Annotated in this window: 16 protein-coding genes; 8 read left to right on the top strand and 8 right to left on the bottom strand. The window is 40.3% G+C overall.

Features of this window, described 5'->3' with window-relative positions; all coding sequences use genetic code 11:
* The first annotated feature begins 33 nt into the window (after positions 1–33).
* A complete protein-coding gene (locus tag BUA60_RS03805; RefSeq protein WP_072860377.1) occupies positions 34–777 on the top strand; it encodes a DUF3298 and DUF4163 domain-containing protein in 744 nt (247 codons plus the stop codon).
* A 3-nt stretch (positions 778–780) separates the two neighbouring features.
* Here the strand turns inward: BUA60_RS03805 and BUA60_RS03800 are convergent, their stop codons facing one another.
* Complete coding sequence (locus BUA60_RS03800) at positions 781–1,254, bottom strand: DinB family protein (RefSeq protein ID WP_072860376.1); 474 nt, start codon at positions 1,252–1,254, stop codon at positions 781–783.
* 205 nt (positions 1,255–1,459) lie between these two features.
* Here BUA60_RS03800 and BUA60_RS03795 point away from each other — a divergent pair, with 205 nt between their 5' ends.
* Together BUA60_RS03795 and BUA60_RS03790 are read left to right on the top strand one after the other, a co-directional pair.
* Entirely contained in the window at positions 1,460–1,813 is a 354-nt protein-coding gene (locus BUA60_RS03795; protein WP_072860375.1) for an arsenate reductase family protein, read from the top strand.
* Positions 1,810–2,703, top strand: coding sequence for a DMT family transporter (locus BUA60_RS03790; protein ID WP_072860374.1), 894 nt, complete (start codon positions 1,810–1,812; stop codon positions 2,701–2,703). The genes BUA60_RS03795 and BUA60_RS03790 overlap by 4 nt, the downstream gene beginning before the upstream one ends.
* On the opposite strand, the gene BUA60_RS03785 is transcribed toward BUA60_RS03790, so the two are convergent.
* On the bottom strand, positions 2,687–3,163 hold the full coding sequence (locus tag BUA60_RS03785) for an acyl-CoA thioesterase (RefSeq protein WP_072860373.1): 477 nt from the start codon (positions 3,161–3,163) through the stop codon (positions 2,687–2,689). The genes BUA60_RS03790 and BUA60_RS03785 overlap by 17 nt on opposite strands.
* A 137-nt stretch (positions 3,164–3,300) precedes the next feature.
* On the opposite strand from BUA60_RS03785, the gene BUA60_RS03780 reads away from it, so the two are divergent.
* The 3 genes from BUA60_RS03780 (at position 3,301) to BUA60_RS03770 (ending at position 9,515) form a co-directional block, all read left to right on the top strand.
* Complete coding sequence (locus BUA60_RS03780) at positions 3,301–4,275, top strand: NAD(P)H-dependent flavin oxidoreductase (RefSeq protein ID WP_072860372.1); 975 nt, start codon at positions 3,301–3,303, stop codon at positions 4,273–4,275.
* A gap of 448 nt (positions 4,276–4,723) precedes the next feature.
* Positions 4,724–7,807, top strand: coding sequence for a SusC/RagA family TonB-linked outer membrane protein (locus tag BUA60_RS03775; protein WP_084532474.1), 3,084 nt, complete (start codon positions 4,724–4,726; stop codon positions 7,805–7,807).
* A gap of 49 nt (positions 7,808–7,856) precedes the next feature.
* Positions 7,857–9,515: a RagB/SusD family nutrient uptake outer membrane protein gene (locus BUA60_RS03770; protein ID WP_072860847.1), complete on the top strand. Its 1,659-nt coding sequence runs from the start codon at positions 7,857–7,859 to the stop codon at positions 9,513–9,515.
* A gap of 108 nt (positions 9,516–9,623) precedes the next feature.
* Here the strand turns inward: BUA60_RS03770 and BUA60_RS03765 are convergent, their stop codons facing one another.
* From BUA60_RS03765 to BUA60_RS03745, 5 genes are all read right to left on the bottom strand, one after another.
* Complete coding sequence (locus tag BUA60_RS03765) at positions 9,624–10,673, bottom strand: substrate-binding domain-containing protein (RefSeq protein WP_072860371.1); 1,050 nt, start codon at positions 10,671–10,673, stop codon at positions 9,624–9,626.
* Between the two features lie 70 nt (positions 10,674–10,743).
* Positions 10,744–11,367, bottom strand: coding sequence for a 3-keto-disaccharide hydrolase (locus BUA60_RS03760; RefSeq protein ID WP_084532473.1), 624 nt, complete (start codon positions 11,365–11,367; stop codon positions 10,744–10,746).
* Positions 11,357–12,424: a DUF6807 domain-containing protein gene (locus BUA60_RS03755; protein ID WP_084532472.1), complete on the bottom strand. Its 1,068-nt coding sequence runs from the start codon at positions 12,422–12,424 to the stop codon at positions 11,357–11,359. Before BUA60_RS03755 ends, BUA60_RS03760 begins: the two co-directional genes overlap by 11 nt.
* A gap of 18 nt (positions 12,425–12,442) precedes the next feature.
* Positions 12,443–13,801 (bottom strand): Gfo/Idh/MocA family protein, encoded by a 1,359-nt coding sequence (locus BUA60_RS03750; RefSeq protein WP_072860370.1) that lies wholly within the window; start codon positions 13,799–13,801, stop codon positions 12,443–12,445.
* A 29-nt stretch (positions 13,802–13,830) separates the two neighbouring features.
* The gene (locus BUA60_RS03745) at positions 13,831–15,213 is read right to left on the bottom strand and encodes a 3-keto-disaccharide hydrolase (protein WP_084532471.1); all 1,383 of its coding nucleotides are present in this window, start codon (positions 15,211–15,213) and stop codon (positions 13,831–13,833) included.
* 271 nt (positions 15,214–15,484) lie between these two features.
* Between BUA60_RS03745 and BUA60_RS03740 the strand changes: the two genes are divergently transcribed.
* Both BUA60_RS03740 and BUA60_RS03735 read left to right on the top strand, forming a co-directional pair.
* On the top strand, positions 15,485–16,447 hold the full coding sequence (locus tag BUA60_RS03740) for a YheT family hydrolase (RefSeq protein ID WP_072860369.1): 963 nt from the start codon (positions 15,485–15,487) through the stop codon (positions 16,445–16,447).
* Between the two features lie 42 nt (positions 16,448–16,489).
* Positions 16,490–16,969, top strand: a complete 480-nt coding sequence (locus BUA60_RS03735) for a c-type cytochrome (protein ID WP_072860368.1) — start codon at positions 16,490–16,492, stop codon at positions 16,967–16,969.
* A 107-nt stretch (positions 16,970–17,076) separates the two neighbouring features.
* Here BUA60_RS03735 and BUA60_RS03730 read toward each other — a convergent pair whose 3' ends face one another.
* Entirely contained in the window at positions 17,077–18,654 is a 1,578-nt protein-coding gene (locus tag BUA60_RS03730) for a SulP family inorganic anion transporter (RefSeq protein WP_072860367.1), read from the bottom strand.
* Between the last annotated feature and the right edge of the window lie 8 nt (positions 18,655–18,662).

Below are 18,662 nucleotides of genomic sequence, written 5' to 3'. Positions count from 1 at the left end.
GTAGCTTTGCACCTATCTTAAGTAATTGCTTTTATGAAGATTAGATTCGCCTATTTATTGATCGTTTTATTATTGTGGAATTGTGAAAAGGATGACAGGCTCACTTTTGAACCCCTTGATTTTAAAACGGAGGATTGTGGCAATTGTCCAAAGGTAACCATCCACATCCCTAAAGCCCTGGATGACAAACCCATTAGCAGCATCATAAACAATTCGGTGCAGGAAGAGGTAATATCCTTGCTCATTTACGATGATGAAATAGAAGCCACCAACATAGAGGAAGCCATCCAATCCTTTAAGAACGGATATTTGGAACTAAAAAAAATGTATCCCGATGAGCCGGTTGGCTGGGAGGCCGATATTGAAGGCAAAGTAACCTATGAGGATAAAAATATACTGACCATTCAGGTCAATTCCTATTCCTTCACCGGTGGGGCACACGGATTTTCCTCTACCCGGTTTTTAAATTTTGACAAAGCGGAAGGGATAGAAATGGAAACCATGGAAATATTTAATGACCCCTTGGAATTTCAAAGTTTTGCCGAGGGCAAGTTTAGGGAACAAGAAAAAATTCCGGCTACCGGCTCAATAAATGCCACTGGCTTTATGTTTGAGGACGATAAATTTTACCTGCCCGAAAATATTGGGTTTACCCAAGAAGGCCTACAATTGTTCTACGAACAATATGAAGTTGCCTCCTATGCGGACGGACCAATTATTTTAACTTTGACGTACAAAGAGCTAGAGCCCTACCTAAAATTTAAGAAGGAATCATAAATATTATGACTTGGATACAACATTCAGCAAGGATAAAATGGCTCCAAGATGAAGTCCTTCGTGATAAACATTGAAAATAATGGCATCCTCCACCGAGCTTAGGGTAACATTGGCACTTGTAGTATATTCGGTATAACCATCAAACAACCCTTTGCCATAATCCTCTTGCATCCATTCAACAGTAGGCAACAATAAATCGGCCACTTGTTTAATTTCCTCCTCTGTAGCAGTACCATCCGGCACGGTGCCCTTTTTAAATTTTTCTACCAGGGCTTCATTCACCTTCATGGCTTGTCCACTAAATTTATAGACCAATAGTTGCTGGGTAACTACTACATGGGCAATATTCCACCAAATATTGTTACGGAAGCCTTGTGGGATTTGTAGAAGAATCTCCTTAGGAGTTTCCTTTAAAAATTTATATAGCCTTTTTCTGTTTTGAAGGGTAACATCGAATGCGTTTTCCAAAGTTGACATAATTTTGGGTTGATATTTTTTACAATTGCCGCTAAAAATAGTACAATTCAATGTAATTGGGTTTCTTTGCAAGGCGAAATTATGTGGAAGTACAGATTTATAAAATGAAACCAACGGGATTACAATAACCTTCTCGTTGGACGTTTAATAGTTATTTTATCCACAAATGATTACATGTGATCCCTAACTGCAATAAAAAAAATACATGAAAAAGATATTTCACTTGAGCACTTGTGATACTTGCCAAAGGATTTTGAAAGAGTTGGAACCCCCCAAGGATTTTAAGCTTCAAGACATAAAAACCGAGGCCATTACATTGGACCAACTGGAAAGCATGGCCAAGTTGTCAGGGAGCTATGAGAGTTTGTTCAGCAAGCGGGCGCGACTTTATAAAGAACGGAATTTAAAGGATCAAAAATTATCCGAAGCAGATTATAAGACACTTATTCTTGAACACTATACGTTTTTAAAACGCCCAGTTATCGTAATTGAAAACGATATTTTTGTAGGAAATAGCAAAGCAGTTGTGGCCGCTGCCAAAGCAAAAATAAATTCGTGAGTAGACGAACCCTAGCTATCTTGGCCGCACTGGGAGCGACCACTATTTATGGCATTAACCACACCATTGCCAAAGGGGTAATGCCCACCTATGTTAAACCCTTTGGATTTATTTTCCTACGACTTTTTGGGGCGAGCCTGTTATTCTGGGGTATTTCCTTTTTTGGTCCAAAAGAAAAACTGGAACGGCGGGATTGGGGAAGATTATTGGTTTGTGCCTTCTTTGGGATGGGCATCAATATGTTATCTTTCTTTAAGGGATTGGACCTATCCACCCCAATCAATAGTGCCGTGCTCATTACCATTACCCCGATCCTTGTGGTAATATTGTCTGCTCTATTTATCAAGGAAAAAATTACCCTTCGCCGTGGTATGGGCGTTTTTATGGGCTTGATAGGAGCACTGGCATTAATTTTATTTGGTGCCGAAATTAGACAGGATGCCACCAATATTCCCTTGGGGAACCTACTATTTATAGTAAACGCCACTTCCTATGGCCTTTACCTTATATTAGTAAAGAAACTCCTAGAAAAATACCACCCCTTCACCCTTATGAAATGGATGTTCGGAATTGGATTCTTCATCACACTCCCCATAACATATTCGGAATTTACAGAGATACAATGGAGCCATCTTCCTATAGAGGCTATTGGAGCCATTGCTTTTGTAATCATTGGAACTACCTTTTTAACCTATTTGTTCAATGTATTTGCACTTACACAACTTAAGGCCTCAACAGTTGGTGTTTTTATGTACCTGCAACCCTTGATAGGAATCATATTTGCCATTGTAGCCGGCAAGGACCATCTTACTTTGGTTAAGTTTTTTGCAATAGTCTTGGTCCTGATCGGCGTATATCTGGTAAGCAAAAAAGTTAGACCAGGTCCTTAGGCCGCACCGAAAACTTTCGCGTATCCGCTTTGGTAAGTACCTTAAATCCATCTCCCCTTGGCACCTTGTTAAAAGCCCCAAGAAACTCATGACCCAAACCGGTAAGGGTTCTTGTTTTTAAATCTATCCATGCACCCATAATTTGGCAATGGGCAAAATTCTTTCCATTGCCATCGTAAAAATTATGATGAAATTCAAAGAACATTCCATCCTCACTAAGTCCTACCAACTCCAAGGAAACCTTTACCGGCTTTCCTAAAAATGCTTCCTTAAAATAATACACATGCTCATGGAATACCACTGGACCAATATTGTTCTGTGACATTGTCTTTTGGTTAAAACCAATTTCCAACAAGAAAGACATCCTTGTATGGCTCATAAAATTTAAATAGGCAGAATTAGCCATATGGCGATTGGCATCTACATCGCTCCATCGAATTTCGAATTCTTTTAAATACATCCTTTTTATTTAGTACATTTGAATTATTATGCATGCATAATAATTCAAATGTACTATATTTTATAAAAAATTGAATATAATAGTTAGTAACTTTTGGGTTATCCAAGTATATCCTATTCACTAAAACCACAATCCAAATGAGCAAAATAGCCGCTTTCATAAAAGAACTAGCACTACCCGTTGTAGCAGCACCCATGTTTCTTATATCTGGCCCACAATTGGTCATTGAATGCTGTAAAAATGGAATAGTGGGCACTTTTCCAGCCCTTAATCAACGTAGTACGGAAGGTTTTGAGGATTGGTTGGTGGAGATTAAAACCGAGTTAAAGAAATTTGAAAAGGAAACTGGAAAGAAAGCCGCTCCTTTTGGAGTGAATCTAATTGTACACCCTACCAATCCTAGATTGGAAGCAGATTTAAAGGTTTGTATAAAACATAAGATCCCGCTAATAATTACCTCTTTGGGCGCAGTGGCCCAGGTAGTAGACGCCATACACAGTTATGGTGGCCTGGTATTTCATGATATCATTAAAAAAAGACATGCGGAAAAAGCTGCAGAAGCCGGGGTAGACGGATTAATTTTGGTCGCCGTTGGTGCGGGAGGACACGCGGGCACCATAAACCCAATGTCCTTAGTTGCCGAAATAAAGAAATTCTACGACAAAACTATTTTACTCTCAGGCTGTATAAGTAACGGAAGGGATATAGCCTCGGCCTTGCAGATGGGAGCAGACTTGGCCTATATGGGCACTCGATTTATAAACACCGAAGAAAGTAAAGCTACCGAGGAATATCGCCAAATGATTATCAAGGCCGGGGCCAGCGATGTGGTCTATACTGCCGCCATATCTGGTGTACATGCCAATTTTTTGGGAGCAAGCTTAAAGGCAGCGGGAATTACGGAAGAAGATTTAAAAAAAGACCGAAAAATAGATTTTGGAAAAGAGCTGAATACGGAAGCCAAAGCTTGGAAAACTATTTGGTCTGCCGGACAGGGAGTTACAACCATTAACAATGTAGAATCCGTCTCGAAATTGGTAGCAAACCTAAAATCGGAATTTAAATCGGCCATTGAAGATCAGATCAAAATCCTGGAAATTTATCCTAAGTAAATCCAAGACCTTTTTCTGTTGAAAACCTGTTGCTTAATTATAGTACACCGATCCATTAAATATTTCAAAATCAGCTGATCCCTCAGCAACGGTTCTTTTTCTTTTAGCCCAATTTGGATTTGGAATAAAATTTTGCCGGTCTTCCAATTGGAAAAATAATCCTGTCTTAAAACTCTTCGCTTATCAATTCACTATTTCCTACAAAAACCCAATAAACATAGTGGTTTATATTAGAAAACGACTCTCTTACCCCTGCACAAAACATTAAGTTAATTTATGTTAATAATTATCATATGCATAATTAAATACTAGATTTTAATAGTTCTCGTAATTATTTTGGGTAAATTTTTATAGAAATGTCAATTTGTATAAAATATATTCTTATATTCGTTAACGTTCACGTTAAAATTAACGTGAGAAGTTTAATTAACTCACCAAAACTCACATTATGAAAAAACAGATTAATGAAGCAATTCATTTACAGCAGGGTATTCCTGTTTGGAAGAAAATCTTTGTTCAGATTTTCTTTTTGTCCCTATTCACAGCTTTCAGTCCAGCTCTGGCACTGAATGGCCCCCCAAAAACAGCTCAACAGGAAGTTTCCGGGACGGTGACGGACACGAACAACATGCCATTGCCCGGGGTTAGCGTAGTAGTTGTAGGTACTATTAGGGGAACCGTTACCGATTTTGATGGTAATTTTACCATTGCCGTTGAAAACGGGAAGCAATTGGAATTCTCTTATATAGGTATGAGCACCAAAAGAATGACTGTTTCCGGTCCCAGTTTGAATGTGGTAATGGAAGAGGATTCCCAAGCCTTGGACGAAGTAATAATAACTGGTTATGGAACGCAAAAAAAGGGTGAAGTAACTGCCGCAATTTCTTCTGTAGATGCCAGCGCCATAGAAAGAATTGCAACTTCCAGTAGTATAGACGCAATTAAAGGACAGGTTGCAGGGGTAGACATCCAAGCCGATGGTGGACGACCAGGAGAAAACTCTACTATTAGAATACGGGGAAGAAGATCTATTGGGGCTTCCAATGATCCACTATACGTTATAGATGGTATTCCTCAAATAAGTGGAAACGAATCCGTTGCAGATATCAACCCTCAGGATATTGAATCCATGCAAATATTAAAAGATGCAGCGGCAACAGCAATTTATGGATCACGAGGTGCCAACGGTGTAATCCTAATTTCTACAAAGCGTGGAAGGGTAGGAAAAACCAAGGTTACCTATAGTAGTCATATAGGAACCACCTCGGCTACCAGATTGGTAGACATGATGGACGGTGCAGAATTTACAGATTTAAAAAGGGAATCCAGAAGATCTTCCTGGAATGGAACCATTCCGGATGACACTGCTGTTTTCTTGGATCCGGTTGAACTTAAATCCATTGAAGAAGGCAGATCCACAGATTGGCTGGATTTAGTGTTAAACAACGGATGGCAGACCAATCACCAATTAGGGGTGAGCGGCGGCTCTGAGAACACTACCTTTAATGCTTCATTAGGCTATTTCAATGAGCAAGGTATTATTAGCAATATGGATTTTGAGCGTTTTACGGGAAGAATAAATCTAGACCACCGTATTAATGATATTTTTAAGGTTGGAATCTCATTTTCCATTTCCAACTCCATTCAAAATTGGGGATCCTCAGCAACGATGGGCGAGGCTTTGGCCATAAATCCATTGGGAGTACCATATGACGATGAGGGAAATCTATTGTTCTTACCTACTAACGATGGTATTAGAACCAATCCATTGAACGAACTGGTTGATGGAGCATATATTGATGAGCGTAAAACTACAAGGATATTTGCACCGGTATACCTAGACATCAATATAAGTCCAGAATTAAAATGGACAACCACCTTTGGTCCGGACATCCGCTATAGAAGAAGAGGACAGTTCAGGGGAAGTTTGACCAATGACAACAGAGGTGGCCCAGGAGATGCTTCAATTGAGCACAATGACAATTTTGGGTATACACTGGAAAACTTGTTAACATTCAACAAATCCATTACGGACAATCAAAACCTGAAAGTTACCTTATTACAGAGTATCCAAAAATCGCGTCAGGAAAATAGCTATACTGCCGTTGCAAACATTCCTTATGAATCGCAACAATTTTACAATATGGGGTCTGCATCTGTAAAAGGTGATATCACTTCCGGTTTAGTAGAATGGACACTATCTTCCTTTATGGGTAGGGTTAATTATGATATAGATGGCAAATATCTCTTCCAAGGTTCGTTAAGGGCAGATGGTTCCTCAAGACTGGCGGAAGGCAACAAATGGAACTACTTTCCAGGATTTTCAGCAGGTTGGAGATTATCCCAAGAAGACTTTTTGAGCGATTCCAATACTGTGTCAGATTTAAAATTAAGAGCTTCCTACGGGGAAGTGGGTAACACTTCTGTAGATCCTTACCAAACGGCGGGTAGGCTTGAAGGTACTGCCTATGCCTATGGGGAAACTACCGCCCTTGGATTTGGCCTTAATGAAATTCCCAATTCCGATTTGGGATGGGAAGTATCCAAAACCTTTAACGTGGGTGTCGATTATGGTTTCTTAAATGGCAGAATTAGCGGTGCATTGGATTGGTTCAGCACTAAAACCACCGATATTTTGTTAAATAGAAGTTTGCCATACACCTCTGGATATGAAAGTATCCTACAGAATATTGGAGCAACTGCTTCTTCTGGTTTGGAATTTAATATAAATGCGGATATCCTTACCAATCCGGAAGGCCTTAATTGGGACATAGGGTTCAACATTGCAGGTCTAAAAGAGGAAATTACGGAATTGGCCCTAAAAGATGAAAATGGCAATTCTATTGACGATGTTGGAAACCAATGGTTCATTGGATCTCCGATCAACGTATTCTATGATTATGAAAAAATCGGAATTTACCAAACCTCCGAAGAAGCTCTGGCCAATTCTGCAGAAGGAAAGGTGCCGGGTGAAATTAAATTGGCAGATCAGGATGGTGACGGAATCATAACTCCTGATGACCGAGTAATTTTGGGTTCTGATGTACCCGATTTTTATGGAGGTATTACCAACAATTTCTCCTACAAAGGATTGGATTTTAGCTTCTTCTTCTATTTCAGACAAGGGCAAATGATACGGTCCAGATTCCATGATAGCAATAACTCCTTATTTGGGCGCTATAACAATTTAGATGTGGACTATTGGACTATAGACAACCCTAGTAATGCCAATCCTAGACCGAATGAAAATCAGGAAAGTCCGAGAAATGCCTCTACTTTATCTTATTTTGATGGCAGTTACATAAAATTGCGTAATGTTACTTTGGGCTACAATTTCCCCAAATCCATAACGGAAAAGCTAAAAATGTCCAACCTAAGGCTGTATGTGGCGGGGCAGAATCTTTTTTCCATTACAGACTACGATACATTTGATCCCGAATCCTCAGAAACCGATCAGGAAGATGGAGGACTATCATCTAGCACCATCCCGAGTAACAAAATGTTTTCTCTAGGATTGAACGTAACTTTTTAAAGCCAAAAATCTTAAGTAGATATATTATTAAATGTCTAAACAAAATATTATGAAAGGAATAACATATAAAATCTTGGCTTTATCACTGTTGGTTGGCATAACCTCATGTGATAAATTCCTAGAAGAAGAGTTGGTGACCGATGTCTCATCAGCTTCATATTACACTACCGAGAAAGGGTTTGGTGATGCCGTCAATGCCACCTATTCCCTATTAAAACCCTTTTATGGGCAAGAGCGTGGATTTGCAATGACAACTATGGGCTCTGATATCTGGACAAATGGTTCCGACGGAGGCCATAAGGTTTTTAACACCTATGACGTTGGGCTCAACAGTGCCGAAAGTTATGTAAGGGATGCTTGGAGAGACTGGTACAAAGGTATCAACCAAGCAAATGCCGTTATAGGTCGCTCTGAAGGTTTGGAAATGGACGAGACCATTAAAAATATTCGCTTGGGCGAAGTGAGATTTCTAAGGGCTCTCTACTATTTTGACTTAACAAATACCTACGGCGATGTTCATTTAAGCCTAGAGGAGACCGTTGGAATAGAAATAGAGGCCAATAAGACGGCAAGGGCTGAAATCTATAGCCAGGCGATCGTGCCAGATCTTGAATTTGCCATAGCCAACTTACCTCCTACACAATCTCCATACGGTAGGGCTACAAAAGCTGCTGCAGAATTCTTGTTGGCAAAAGCGCTCTTAACAAGAAGTTATACTTCATGGGCCGAAAGTACCGATGCCTCTAGGGCAGAAACTTTGATGACCAATGTAATAAACAACTACGGTTTTTCCCTTTTGGATAATTATGCCGACCTATGGGACATAAACAATCAGGAAAACAGTGAAATCGTGTGGAACATTACAAATTCCAAGGCCCAAGTTGACGACGGTACCGACGATTTCGGACACCGCGGACACTTGTATTTTTTAATGGAGTATGATGTTCTTCGTGGTTTGACAAGGGATGTAGAAAACGGAAGGCCTTGGAAACGACACCGACCTACAGACTTTATGTTGGGGCTTTGGGACCGAAACCAAGACACCAGATACGATGACTCTTTTAAACATGTATGGTACGCCAATAAGGATGAACCGGCTACGGAAGCCAGCGGAAGTGAACCTGCAAGGGCTGCCTTGAGCATAGGAGATACTGCGGTTTATATCCCAGGACCTGGAAAGGACATAGATTGGCCACAGTCCTTACAAGACACCAAACCTTATATGACGATAACCAATGACGAATATACAGAAAGGTTGTTCCCTTCATTGAACAAATGGATAGACCCGACCCGTCCTGACAGACAACATACACCGGGACAGCGCGATTTTGTACTTATGCGTTTGGCCGATGCCTATTTGATACGTGCCGAAGCTAGGTTAAAACAAAGCGATCCAGGTGGAGCCGCAGATGATATCAATATGATAAGGGTTAGGGCTGCTGTACCAGGAATGGAAACGGCCATGCAAATTACCGGAGCTGATGTTGACCTGGATTTTATCTTGGACGAAAGGGCACGTGAATTGGCAGGGGAAGGACACCGTTGGTGGGATTTGGTAAGAACGGGCAAACTAGTTGAGAGAACTACCTTGTACAACCCACAAGCAGCTCCAAACATTCAGGCATATCATGCACTGAGACCTATACCTCAAGACCAAATAGACAGAAGCTTGGGAGGCTACCCACAAAACCCAGGATATCCACAATAATAAATAGTAGCCATTGAGTTAGTACTAAAATAGGCCTCCAAATATTTGGAGGCCTATTATTTTTGTTGATACTTAAACGCAACTTAAGTGTTGGAGGGAGCTGGTTCCCTAAAGTGCATCACTATTCTCCTGCACAATTATTTCCACAGGGACATCCATATTTAAATCTGAGGAATCCTGTTCCGTAAGAAATTTGAACATTCCCTTAATAGCAGTATACCCTTGAAATTCCGGCTTTTGATTGATTAAAAAATCAATCTCCTGCTTTCTTAGGCATTCCAAGTTATCCTGATGGAGGTCAAAGCCCACCACAGAAACATTGGAAACATTATAGGTCTTAAGAATGTCTGGAATTAAATAAGATCTTGCATTGGTTACAAAAATGCCTTTTCGTCTAGGGTCCTTGAACCAGTTTTCAATTTCAGGATTTATTTCGAAAGGACGATCTATTGGATGATTTATGGTCATAATAGAAATTGGCTTTCCCTTGAAATTCGTTGCAAAGAATTCCCTAAAGCCATTTTCCCTTTGTTGATTATTGGCGTGCAATCCCCTATCCGTTACAATATTGATTACAAAATAGAGTCCCTCGGTCCCAACCAGCCCATGTAAAAGCCTAGCCCCCACCATTCCGGCCTTATGTGAATTCTGCCGAATAAAGTAGGAAGGGTAATCCAGTTTGATTTCCGTATCCATAAAGACTACAGGAATGTTTTTGGCTTTGGTCTTACTTAATAGATTGTTGCATTCCACCATAAAAAATGGAACCGTGACCAAGGCGTCATAATTTTTATTCGTAATGGCGTCTCCCAATTTTATAAAGGAAAAAGGATCGTTAAAATAGTAATATGAGACAAGGATACCCATCTCGCTTAACTCCTCCACGGCCTTTTCGATACCTTTTTTGGGCAGTTCCCAATAGCTCCAATTACTGGATACCTCTGGTATAAGTACGGCTATTTTTAATTTCTTGCGTCCTGCCAAATTAAGGCGACTGGCTACCGTATTCTTTTTATATCCGGTTTCCTTGATTATAGCCTTTATCTTGTCGCGTGTGGCATTGGAGACCCCAGGTCTATTATGTAACACCCTATCTACCGTGCCAATGGAAACATTGGCCAGTTTGGCAATTTGTTTAATTCCGATAAGATTGTCCATAGACCAGTTATCTTAAATTAACATTATAGGGGCAATATAAAATGGCGGCAAAATTACAACTTGATTCTGTTTAAAGCTTGCCTAAAACTATTTTTCTAAAGTGTATCTCCATTTCCCTCCCCGGATGCAATTGCAGCCCAACGGGGCCATGTAGGTTGGCATTATCCATAGTATAGTTCATGACTTCCTCCCCATTTAACCAAACCGTATACTTATTGTTTACTGCGAGGGCCTTGATAGTATTCCATCCCTTTAGACGCAATAATTTATTTATATTCTTGGCTTCCACAGGATAACTGGCTCCAGGCACATATGGTGACCCCGTCATATCCCTTTTTAGTGAGCCCGATATGCCAATTTGAATCTGAGGATTTTGTTTATCCTCGCCCCGCATAAATATTCCAGAATCAATGTTCCCACTTATCATTTTAAAATCCAATTGAACCACAAAGTCATTATAACTTTCATCGGTCCAAAGTATGGAACCCTTTTTTTCGGGATTATTCTTTGCTATTATTTTTCCGTTCTTAACGGACCATTCCCCTCCATCAGGAATTTTCCAGGACTCCAAAGTTTTACCATTGAACACACTGTACATGGATGTCTTTTCCAAATCCTGAGCCATTCCACTGTTGCCAAAAGTTAGGAAAAGCAATAAAATAGCGTAATATTTCAAATGAGACTTATTGGCCATTGCTAAAATCAGAAAAATATCCGTTCAGTGAATCTTCGGTCAGCTGCTCGCCATTGTGAACCAAAATGGAGTATTTAAAAGTAACGGAATCGCCTTTGGCCAAACTGAAATTCAATTTTTCCTTACCTTCTGAAAATACCTCCTGTCCCAGTGGATTGGCCGCAAAAAGTCCGTAACCCCTGGCATGCCAATAGGTGGGATAACCCACATTACCGGGATGATCCATTATGGTTACCGAAACAGGCTCATCCGCAATCTTTCCGTACAGAGTAGTCCATTTGGCCCGAGTTCCCCAAGCCTCTTCACCTGTCTTTCCTTCGCTGGTTAAATAATTACCATTAACACCCTCATTGTTCAATGCTTTCACCTCGGTTGGTATCCCATTGGCATCCATAAATATGGATGGCTGATCCGAAGGTAGCTCCAGCCCTCTAGTTACCCGGATAGCAATCATTCCCTCCTTATTGTCCTTAAAGGATACATCTTCCAAGGCTTTCAGGGTAGTGGTCCTAATAATCTTCCTAGTATCCCCGTCTTGACTGAAGGCAAATTCTGTTGTTTCCTCCAATAGCGTGGTATTATCCGAAGTATCCCAGCTAGCTTTGGTAACTAGGGTACCCTTTTCTGCATTGGTATCCACGATCTGCCGATGGTTGATGGTTCCATATTTATATTTATCCCCTTCTTTTATGGCATAGGAATTGTTCCAAAAATCCAACCCGTTTACATCACCGTAATTAAACCAAATCCCCACATGGTGCGGATGATCTACCCTTTCCCCCTCTACAGGTTCTATAGGGAACCCCCGGGTTATTTTTTTACCGCTTTTGGTAATTACCGGATAGAGAACAGGTTTAGGTGTTTTTCCATCATATACATAGCTTGTAAATAAATTACCATCTATTAGAACGTCTACCTTTTGGTTCTTCTCATCATTGTTAAAAGTGACTTGATCCATCCTTGGTAAGGGTTCCTCAACCATCTCCTTTTTCACCTTATCCTTACAGGAAGAAATTACCAAAAGAATGAGTATGCAACTAATTTTGATTTTATTCATGCTATTGATGTTTTTAGATTAATATTTGAACACCTTATCCCCGGCCAAAACATCCTGAGCCTTCTCATCGAAGGTGGATTTTAATCCAGTTCTAAGGGCTGCGGTGGTCATAATATTGGCAATAGAATGATTGTAGGCAGCATCTATTGGACCATTTGTTTCTTTTCTGCTCCTTACACATTCCATCCAATTCAACATATGCAAAGAGGTCATATTATCGGCACCGGTATCGGCTGAGGTAACCACTTGTACGTCACTATCAGACAGATCAAACTCTGGCAATAGATTCTCCTGCATTCCCATTTTATTGGCATGGGAAGCCTTTAATCCACCATTGGGACTCACCTTGTTGGTATCCAAGTTTAATTCTCCCCCATTGGAATAGTAGATCTCCTTGGTACCCCCTGCAGAATTGGTAAATCTGGAGGAATATACCACTTGGAAACCTTTGGAAAGATCATCCATTGGGCCATAATCGAATACCGCTGTCATGGTATCATAATTTTTTCTTCCGTCCTTCCAAAGATAGATTCCTCCATTGGCAGCAACGCTTCTTGGATGGTTCAAGCCAGTAAACCAGTGAACGGTATCAATCTGGTGGGACATCCATTGTCCTGGAATTCCTGAAGAAAAAGGCCAAAACAATCTATACTCCAAATATTTTCTAGGATCCCAGGCCTCATAGGGTCTATTCATTAAATATCGCTTCCAATCGGTATCCGATTCCTTGATTTGACTAGTCAATTCTGGTAAGCGCCATCTATCCGGTTGATTTACGTTCCAACTCATTTCAACCATTACGATATCCCCAAATTTACCCGATTTAATGTAGTCGTTGGCAGCATGATAATTACGACCACTTCGCCTTTGGGAACCAATCTGAAACACGATTCCAGAATCTTCTACCGCTTTTTTACCTACCCTTGCGTCTTCCATAGTTTCTGCAAAAGGCTTTTCTACATATATATCTTTTTTTGCATTGGCAGCCTGTACTGTGTGCAGGGCATGTTGGAAATCTGGAGTTGAAATTATGACGGCATCTATTTTATTTTCCTCGTACATTTCATCATGGTTTCTCCAAACTCTCATCTTGTCCCCGGTTTTCTCCTTCAGGTAGGCCGCTCCTTCATCCCTTCTGCGGTTCCATATATCGGAAACCCCCACAATTTCAAAATTCTGTTTTTTATGATGCCCCAAAAATGCAGGAATCAATGCCCCTTTGGCCCTATTGGAAAACCCTGCAATCCCTACTCTTACCCGATCGTTGGCGCCAATGATCTTACTATAGCTTTTGGCACTCATAGAATTGATTCCCAAAGCTATGCCTCCTGATGCCAATGCCGTTTTTTTGATAAAATTTCTACGTCCTTCACTCATGATCCTTAATTTTTTAAATTAAACCTACCTTAAAATTCCCTTATTTTTATACTTCTAAAGGAAACATGGTCGCCATGATCCTGCAAAAGGATCTTCCCTGCCGGAATTGTCCCAAAATTTTCCCACTTCTCATACTTGCTCTTTTCTACCAAGGCTTTAAAAGCTTGGCTAAACCTATCATATTCCACCACCTTCACATTATTCAGCCAATGTTCAACATGTCCGCCCCTCACAACAATACGGGCATTGTTCCATTTATCTACCCCGTTAAAGTTCTTTCCCCTTGAATTTTCAAAGTTCTCTGCACGGATAAGATCATATAGGGATCCCACGGTCCTATTGCCATTCTTCCCCATTTTGGCATCTGGATGTTCCTTATCATCCAACACTTGAAACTCCAACCCTATGGCGGAACCTTGCCCCTTATTAAGACCTGGATCAACAAAATATTTAATACCGCTGTTGGCTCCTTTGGTCAACTTAAAGTCAATACTCAACTCAAAATTACTAAACGCCGCAGTTGTTACAATGTCCCCTCCATTCCTGGATTCTGCACCATCGGAGGACAGTACACTTAGCTCACCGTCTTCCATAACCCAGCCTTTCTCTGGAAAGTCATCCAGTTTGGCCCCTCGCCATCCTTCCGTTGTCTTGCCATCCCATAATAGTCTCCAGCCTTTTCTAACTTCATCTGAGGTAAGCTGATTTTGCAAATAGCTTATTTCCGGGGCATACACCGATACCTCTTTGCGCTCCTTCTCCAAATCAGTGGTTTTGATCCTAATATTTTTCCATTTAACTATTTTGCCTTCTAAACTGGCATCGTGAATGGAGTGCACCTGAAAAGCAATAAACCCTTTCGCAGTAGCGTCATCCACTAGGTTGGCACACTGTATCCCGTTTATCCAAGTTCTAATATTGTTGCCGATGGCCTCAATTCTATAATGGTTCCATTCCCCGGGTTTGAATGCATTTTGTCCTTTTGCGTTTCTGGACAAGGGATATAACCATCCCCTTCTTGCCTCGTCATATATTCCTCCAGCCCATTTTCTATCACTGGTCTCAATTTCACATTGGTATCCATGCACCCTACCATCCATATATTCGGGAAGGCTCAAACTTCTAAATTGAACCCCGGAATTTAGTCCGTTTTCCACAAATACATCAAACTCCAAAATAAAATCACCATAGGCCTTTTTAGTGGCCATAAAACTATTGGGAGTATTTAACCTAGAGGTTCCTACCATTTCCCCATTTTCAATTTTATACTTTGCATTCCCATTCAATTGTTCAAAATTGGAGAAATCCTTACCGTTAAAAAGTATTTCCCATCCATCTTGGGCAAAAGCATTGAAAAAAGTAAAGTGGAGTAGCAATACCAAGATTAACTTGGTTAGTTTCTTATTAGCCATAATATTTAAATATTAATTTTCGTTAACGTTAACGAAAATATAAAAATATGTTGAATCCACAATATAATAATTCACAAATTCATACAATTAAATCATCATAGGCATTAATTTAGTAAAATTCATACCACTTTTATGGAATATTCCAAAAAAATAAGCCGCTATATTGTCACCCTTATTTATCCTGACTACCAATCTTTGAAAAATTATGCGATTAACTTATCTTGTGCCCTAATCCTTAAATAATACCCCAACTCCATTTAGAATTCTATCCATGCCTATTATCACCGCCAAATACAGCCCTCCATTCCTTTTTAAAAGTGGACATTTCTCCACTATCTATTCTGGGTTAATCAGAAGGGTCAATGGCCTAAACCAACACAGGGAACGTTTGGAGCTCAGTGACGGGGATTTTTTGGATCTGGACTGGAGCTACGCCGCCCGCCCATCTACCGGAGTGGCAATACTCTTACATGGTCTGGAAGGCAATGCGCAAAGACCTTATATTACCGGCAGTGCAAAACAATTCAATACCATTGGTATTGATGCCTGCGCCGTAAACTACAGAGGTTGCAGTGGCGAAACCAATCGTCTTTTCCAATCTTATCATTCCGGGGCCACGGAAGATTTGGAAGCCGTAATAAACTACATCCTAAAAGAAAAAAAATACACCAATATTTACTTAAAGGGATTTAGTCTAGGTGGTAATATGACGTTAAAATACTTAGGGGAAGGAAGAAATGTCCCCAAAGAAATAAAAGGGGCCATTGCAGTATCGGTCCCATGCAACCTATACAGTTCACTATTGGAACTATTGAAACCAAAAAATAGATTATACGCCAATAGGTTCAAGAAACATCTGATAGAAAAACTACGTGCAAAACAGCTTCTTTTTCCGGAAAAGATAAGCGATACCGACATTGCAAAGATAAACACCCTAAAGGATTTCGATGACATCTATACCAGTAGGGCCCATGGATTTAAGGATGCCATTGATTACTACCAAAAATCCAGTTCATTACAGTTTATCCATGCCATAAGAACTCCCACCCTGATTATAAATGCTCAAAATGATTCCTTTTTGGGAGACCAATGTTATCCTTTTAAGGAAGCTGAACAAAATAATAACGTACATTTTGAACTTCCCTTATACGGAGGCCATGTAGGGTTTTATGGCCAAAATAATATTACCTATACAGAAAAAAGGGCATTAAAATTTGTTGAAGAATTATATTAAAATAATCTATTTATTATCTTCGTGAAATAATATACCAAAACGATGAGAAAATTATTTATCCCTTTGGCCCTAGCTGGATTGATCCTTAGCTGTGGCGAAAAAAAAGAAGAAAAAAAGGAAGGTTTTGAAATGAACCGTACCAAAAAAGAAGTGAAAGCAGAACCTGTAAGTGAGGGAGTCCCTGTAGACATGAGCAACAAAGGTGTCGGCCCAATTAAATCTGTAACGTTCGCAGATGAAATTGATACCGAACTGGCTGCCAAAGGACAAAAAACATTCAGTACCATTTGTGTGGCCTGCCATATGGCCGAGCAACGTTTGATTGGACCTGCACTAAAGGGTGTTTTTGAAAGAAGAAGCCCAGAATGGGTTATGAACATGATCTTGAACCCGGATGGTATGCTTAAGGAAGACCCTATAGCCAAGGCCTTATTGAAGGAGTACAACAATGCCGTTATGCTGAACCAGAATCTTTCCGAAGAGGATGCTCGTGCGGTAGCAGAGTATTTAAGGACCTTATAGTTTATAAATTCTTTAAAAAATTAAAAGCGTTTGCCCCTATAAATAAGATGTGCAAACGCTTTTTTTATTAATAATCTACTGGAGCAAATCCATTAAAAGTATGACTGCTATACCTTATCCACAACAACTTTATAGGTAGGATCTTCTATTACGTTCACATCAATAATTTCATTGGCATTCTCCAATAACCTAATACAGTCCCGACTTAAATGTTTTAGATGCACTTTCTTGCCCACCTTGGCATAGCGTTCCGTTAATTTGTTCAGGGCCTCAATTCCAGACATATCCGCTACCCTGCTTTCCTTGAAATCGATAATCACTTCGCTGGGATCGTTCTGTATATCGAACTTCTCGGCAAAGGCAGTAGTTGACCCAAAAAACAATGGCCCGTAAATCTCATAATGTTTTATCCCGTTTTCATCGATGGTCTTTCTGGCCCTAATACGTTTGGCATTTTCCCAGGAATAGGCCAAGGCAGAAATAATTACCCCGAACAATACGGCAACCGCCAAATTATGGGTAATGGCCGTAATCAAGGTAACCAACACCATTACGACAACATCCGAGGTAGGCATTTTCCTAAATGTCTTAAAACTTGCCCACTCAAAAGTTCCTATGGCCACCATAAACATTAATCCAACCAAAGCGGCCATGGGCAATTGTTCTATTAAGTTGGAGCCGAACATTATAAATACCAGCAACATTACGGCAGCGGTTATTCCAGATAATCTAGCCCTGGCACCAGCGGAAGTATTGATCAAACTTTGTCCGATCATTGCACAACCTCCCATCCCTGATAGGAATCCAGAGAAAATATTCGCTGTTCCCTGGGCTATACATTCTTTGTTACCACTTCCACGAGTATCGGTAATTTCATCTATTATATTTAAGGTAAGTAAACTCTCAATTAAACCTACTCCGGCTACAATGGCCGCAAAGGGAAATATTATTTGAAAGGTTTCCCATGTAAATGGAATATTAGGTATGGACAAAGGTGGAAAGCCTCCTTTTATGGACTCTCCTTCAGACATAGTATCGGCTACTGTTAGCGTATCTATACCAAAACCCAAAACTATTGCGGACACCAGCACTATAGCCAATAAGGAGGAGGGTACCGCCTTGGTTATTTTGGGGAAGCCCCAAATAATCAGCATCGTCAATAAGGTTAGTCCAAGCATAGTCCAAAAAGGCATCCCTGACATCAATTCTGAAGTTCCCTTAACATAGAAATTGGGGAACTGCGCCATAAAAATTATAATGGCCAAGCCGTTGACAAATCCAAACATGACCGGATGTGGCACCAAGCGTATAAACTTACCTAATTTTAGAACTCCTGCCGTTATTTGCAATAGGCCTGCAATGATCACTGTGGCAAACACATAATTCAAAATAGTCTCTGGAGTAATCCCGGGGAAAGTATTCTTCAATTCCAAAATTAATCCCACAAAAATAACCGCCACGGCACCTGTAGCCCCGGAAATCATTCCTGGTCTACCCCCTAAAATAGAAGTTACCAATGCTAGCACAAATGCTGCATATAATCCTGTTAACGGTGAAAACCCAGGAATCAAGGCAAAGGCTATTGCTTCAGGAACCAAAGCTAGGGCAACGGTTAAACCGGATAAGATCTCGGTCTTATAATCTACTTTTTGCTTAAAATCGAATAGATTTAAATACTTCTTCACGTTTTTGT

The organism is Arenibacter palladensis, assembly GCF_900129275.1.
GTDB classification, from domain to species: domain Bacteria; phylum Bacteroidota; class Bacteroidia; order Flavobacteriales; family Flavobacteriaceae; genus Arenibacter; species Arenibacter palladensis.
This window is presented reverse-complemented; position numbering and strand designations above follow the sequence as displayed.

What these genes read in the sequence shown, in the direction of transcription:
- BUA60_RS03805 (WP_072860377.1), top strand. Translation starts at nt 34, where the DNA reads ATGAAGATTAGATTCGCCTATTTATTGATCGTTTTATTATTGTGGAAT.
- BUA60_RS03800 (WP_072860376.1), bottom strand. Translation starts at nt 1,254, where the DNA reads ATGTCAACTTTGGAAAACGCATTCGATGTTACCCTTCAAAACAGAAAA.
- BUA60_RS03795 (WP_072860375.1), top strand. Translation starts at nt 1,460, where the DNA reads ATGAAAAAGATATTTCACTTGAGCACTTGTGATACTTGCCAAAGGATT.
- BUA60_RS03785 (WP_072860373.1), bottom strand. Translation starts at nt 3,163, where the DNA reads ATGTATTTAAAAGAATTCGAAATTCGATGGAGCGATGTAGATGCCAAT.
- BUA60_RS03780 (WP_072860372.1), top strand. Translation starts at nt 3,301, where the DNA reads ATGAGCAAAATAGCCGCTTTCATAAAAGAACTAGCACTACCCGTTGTA.
- BUA60_RS03775 (WP_084532474.1), top strand. Translation starts at nt 4,724, where the DNA reads ATGAAAAAACAGATTAATGAAGCAATTCATTTACAGCAGGGTATTCCT.
- BUA60_RS03770 (WP_072860847.1), top strand. Translation starts at nt 7,857, where the DNA reads ATGAAAGGAATAACATATAAAATCTTGGCTTTATCACTGTTGGTTGGC.
- BUA60_RS03765 (WP_072860371.1), bottom strand. Translation starts at nt 10,673, where the DNA reads ATGGACAATCTTATCGGAATTAAACAAATTGCCAAACTGGCCAATGTT.
- BUA60_RS03760 (WP_084532473.1), bottom strand. Translation starts at nt 11,367, where the DNA reads ATGGCCAATAAGTCTCATTTGAAATATTACGCTATTTTATTGCTTTTC.
- BUA60_RS03755 (WP_084532472.1), bottom strand. Translation starts at nt 12,424, where the DNA reads ATGAATAAAATCAAAATTAGTTGCATACTCATTCTTTTGGTAATTTCT.
- BUA60_RS03750 (WP_072860370.1), bottom strand. Translation starts at nt 13,801, where the DNA reads ATGAGTGAAGGACGTAGAAATTTTATCAAAAAAACGGCATTGGCATCA.
- BUA60_RS03745 (WP_084532471.1), bottom strand. Translation starts at nt 15,213, where the DNA reads ATGGCTAATAAGAAACTAACCAAGTTAATCTTGGTATTGCTACTCCAC.
- BUA60_RS03740 (WP_072860369.1), top strand. Translation starts at nt 15,485, where the DNA reads ATGCCTATTATCACCGCCAAATACAGCCCTCCATTCCTTTTTAAAAGT.
- BUA60_RS03735 (WP_072860368.1), top strand. Translation starts at nt 16,490, where the DNA reads ATGAGAAAATTATTTATCCCTTTGGCCCTAGCTGGATTGATCCTTAGC.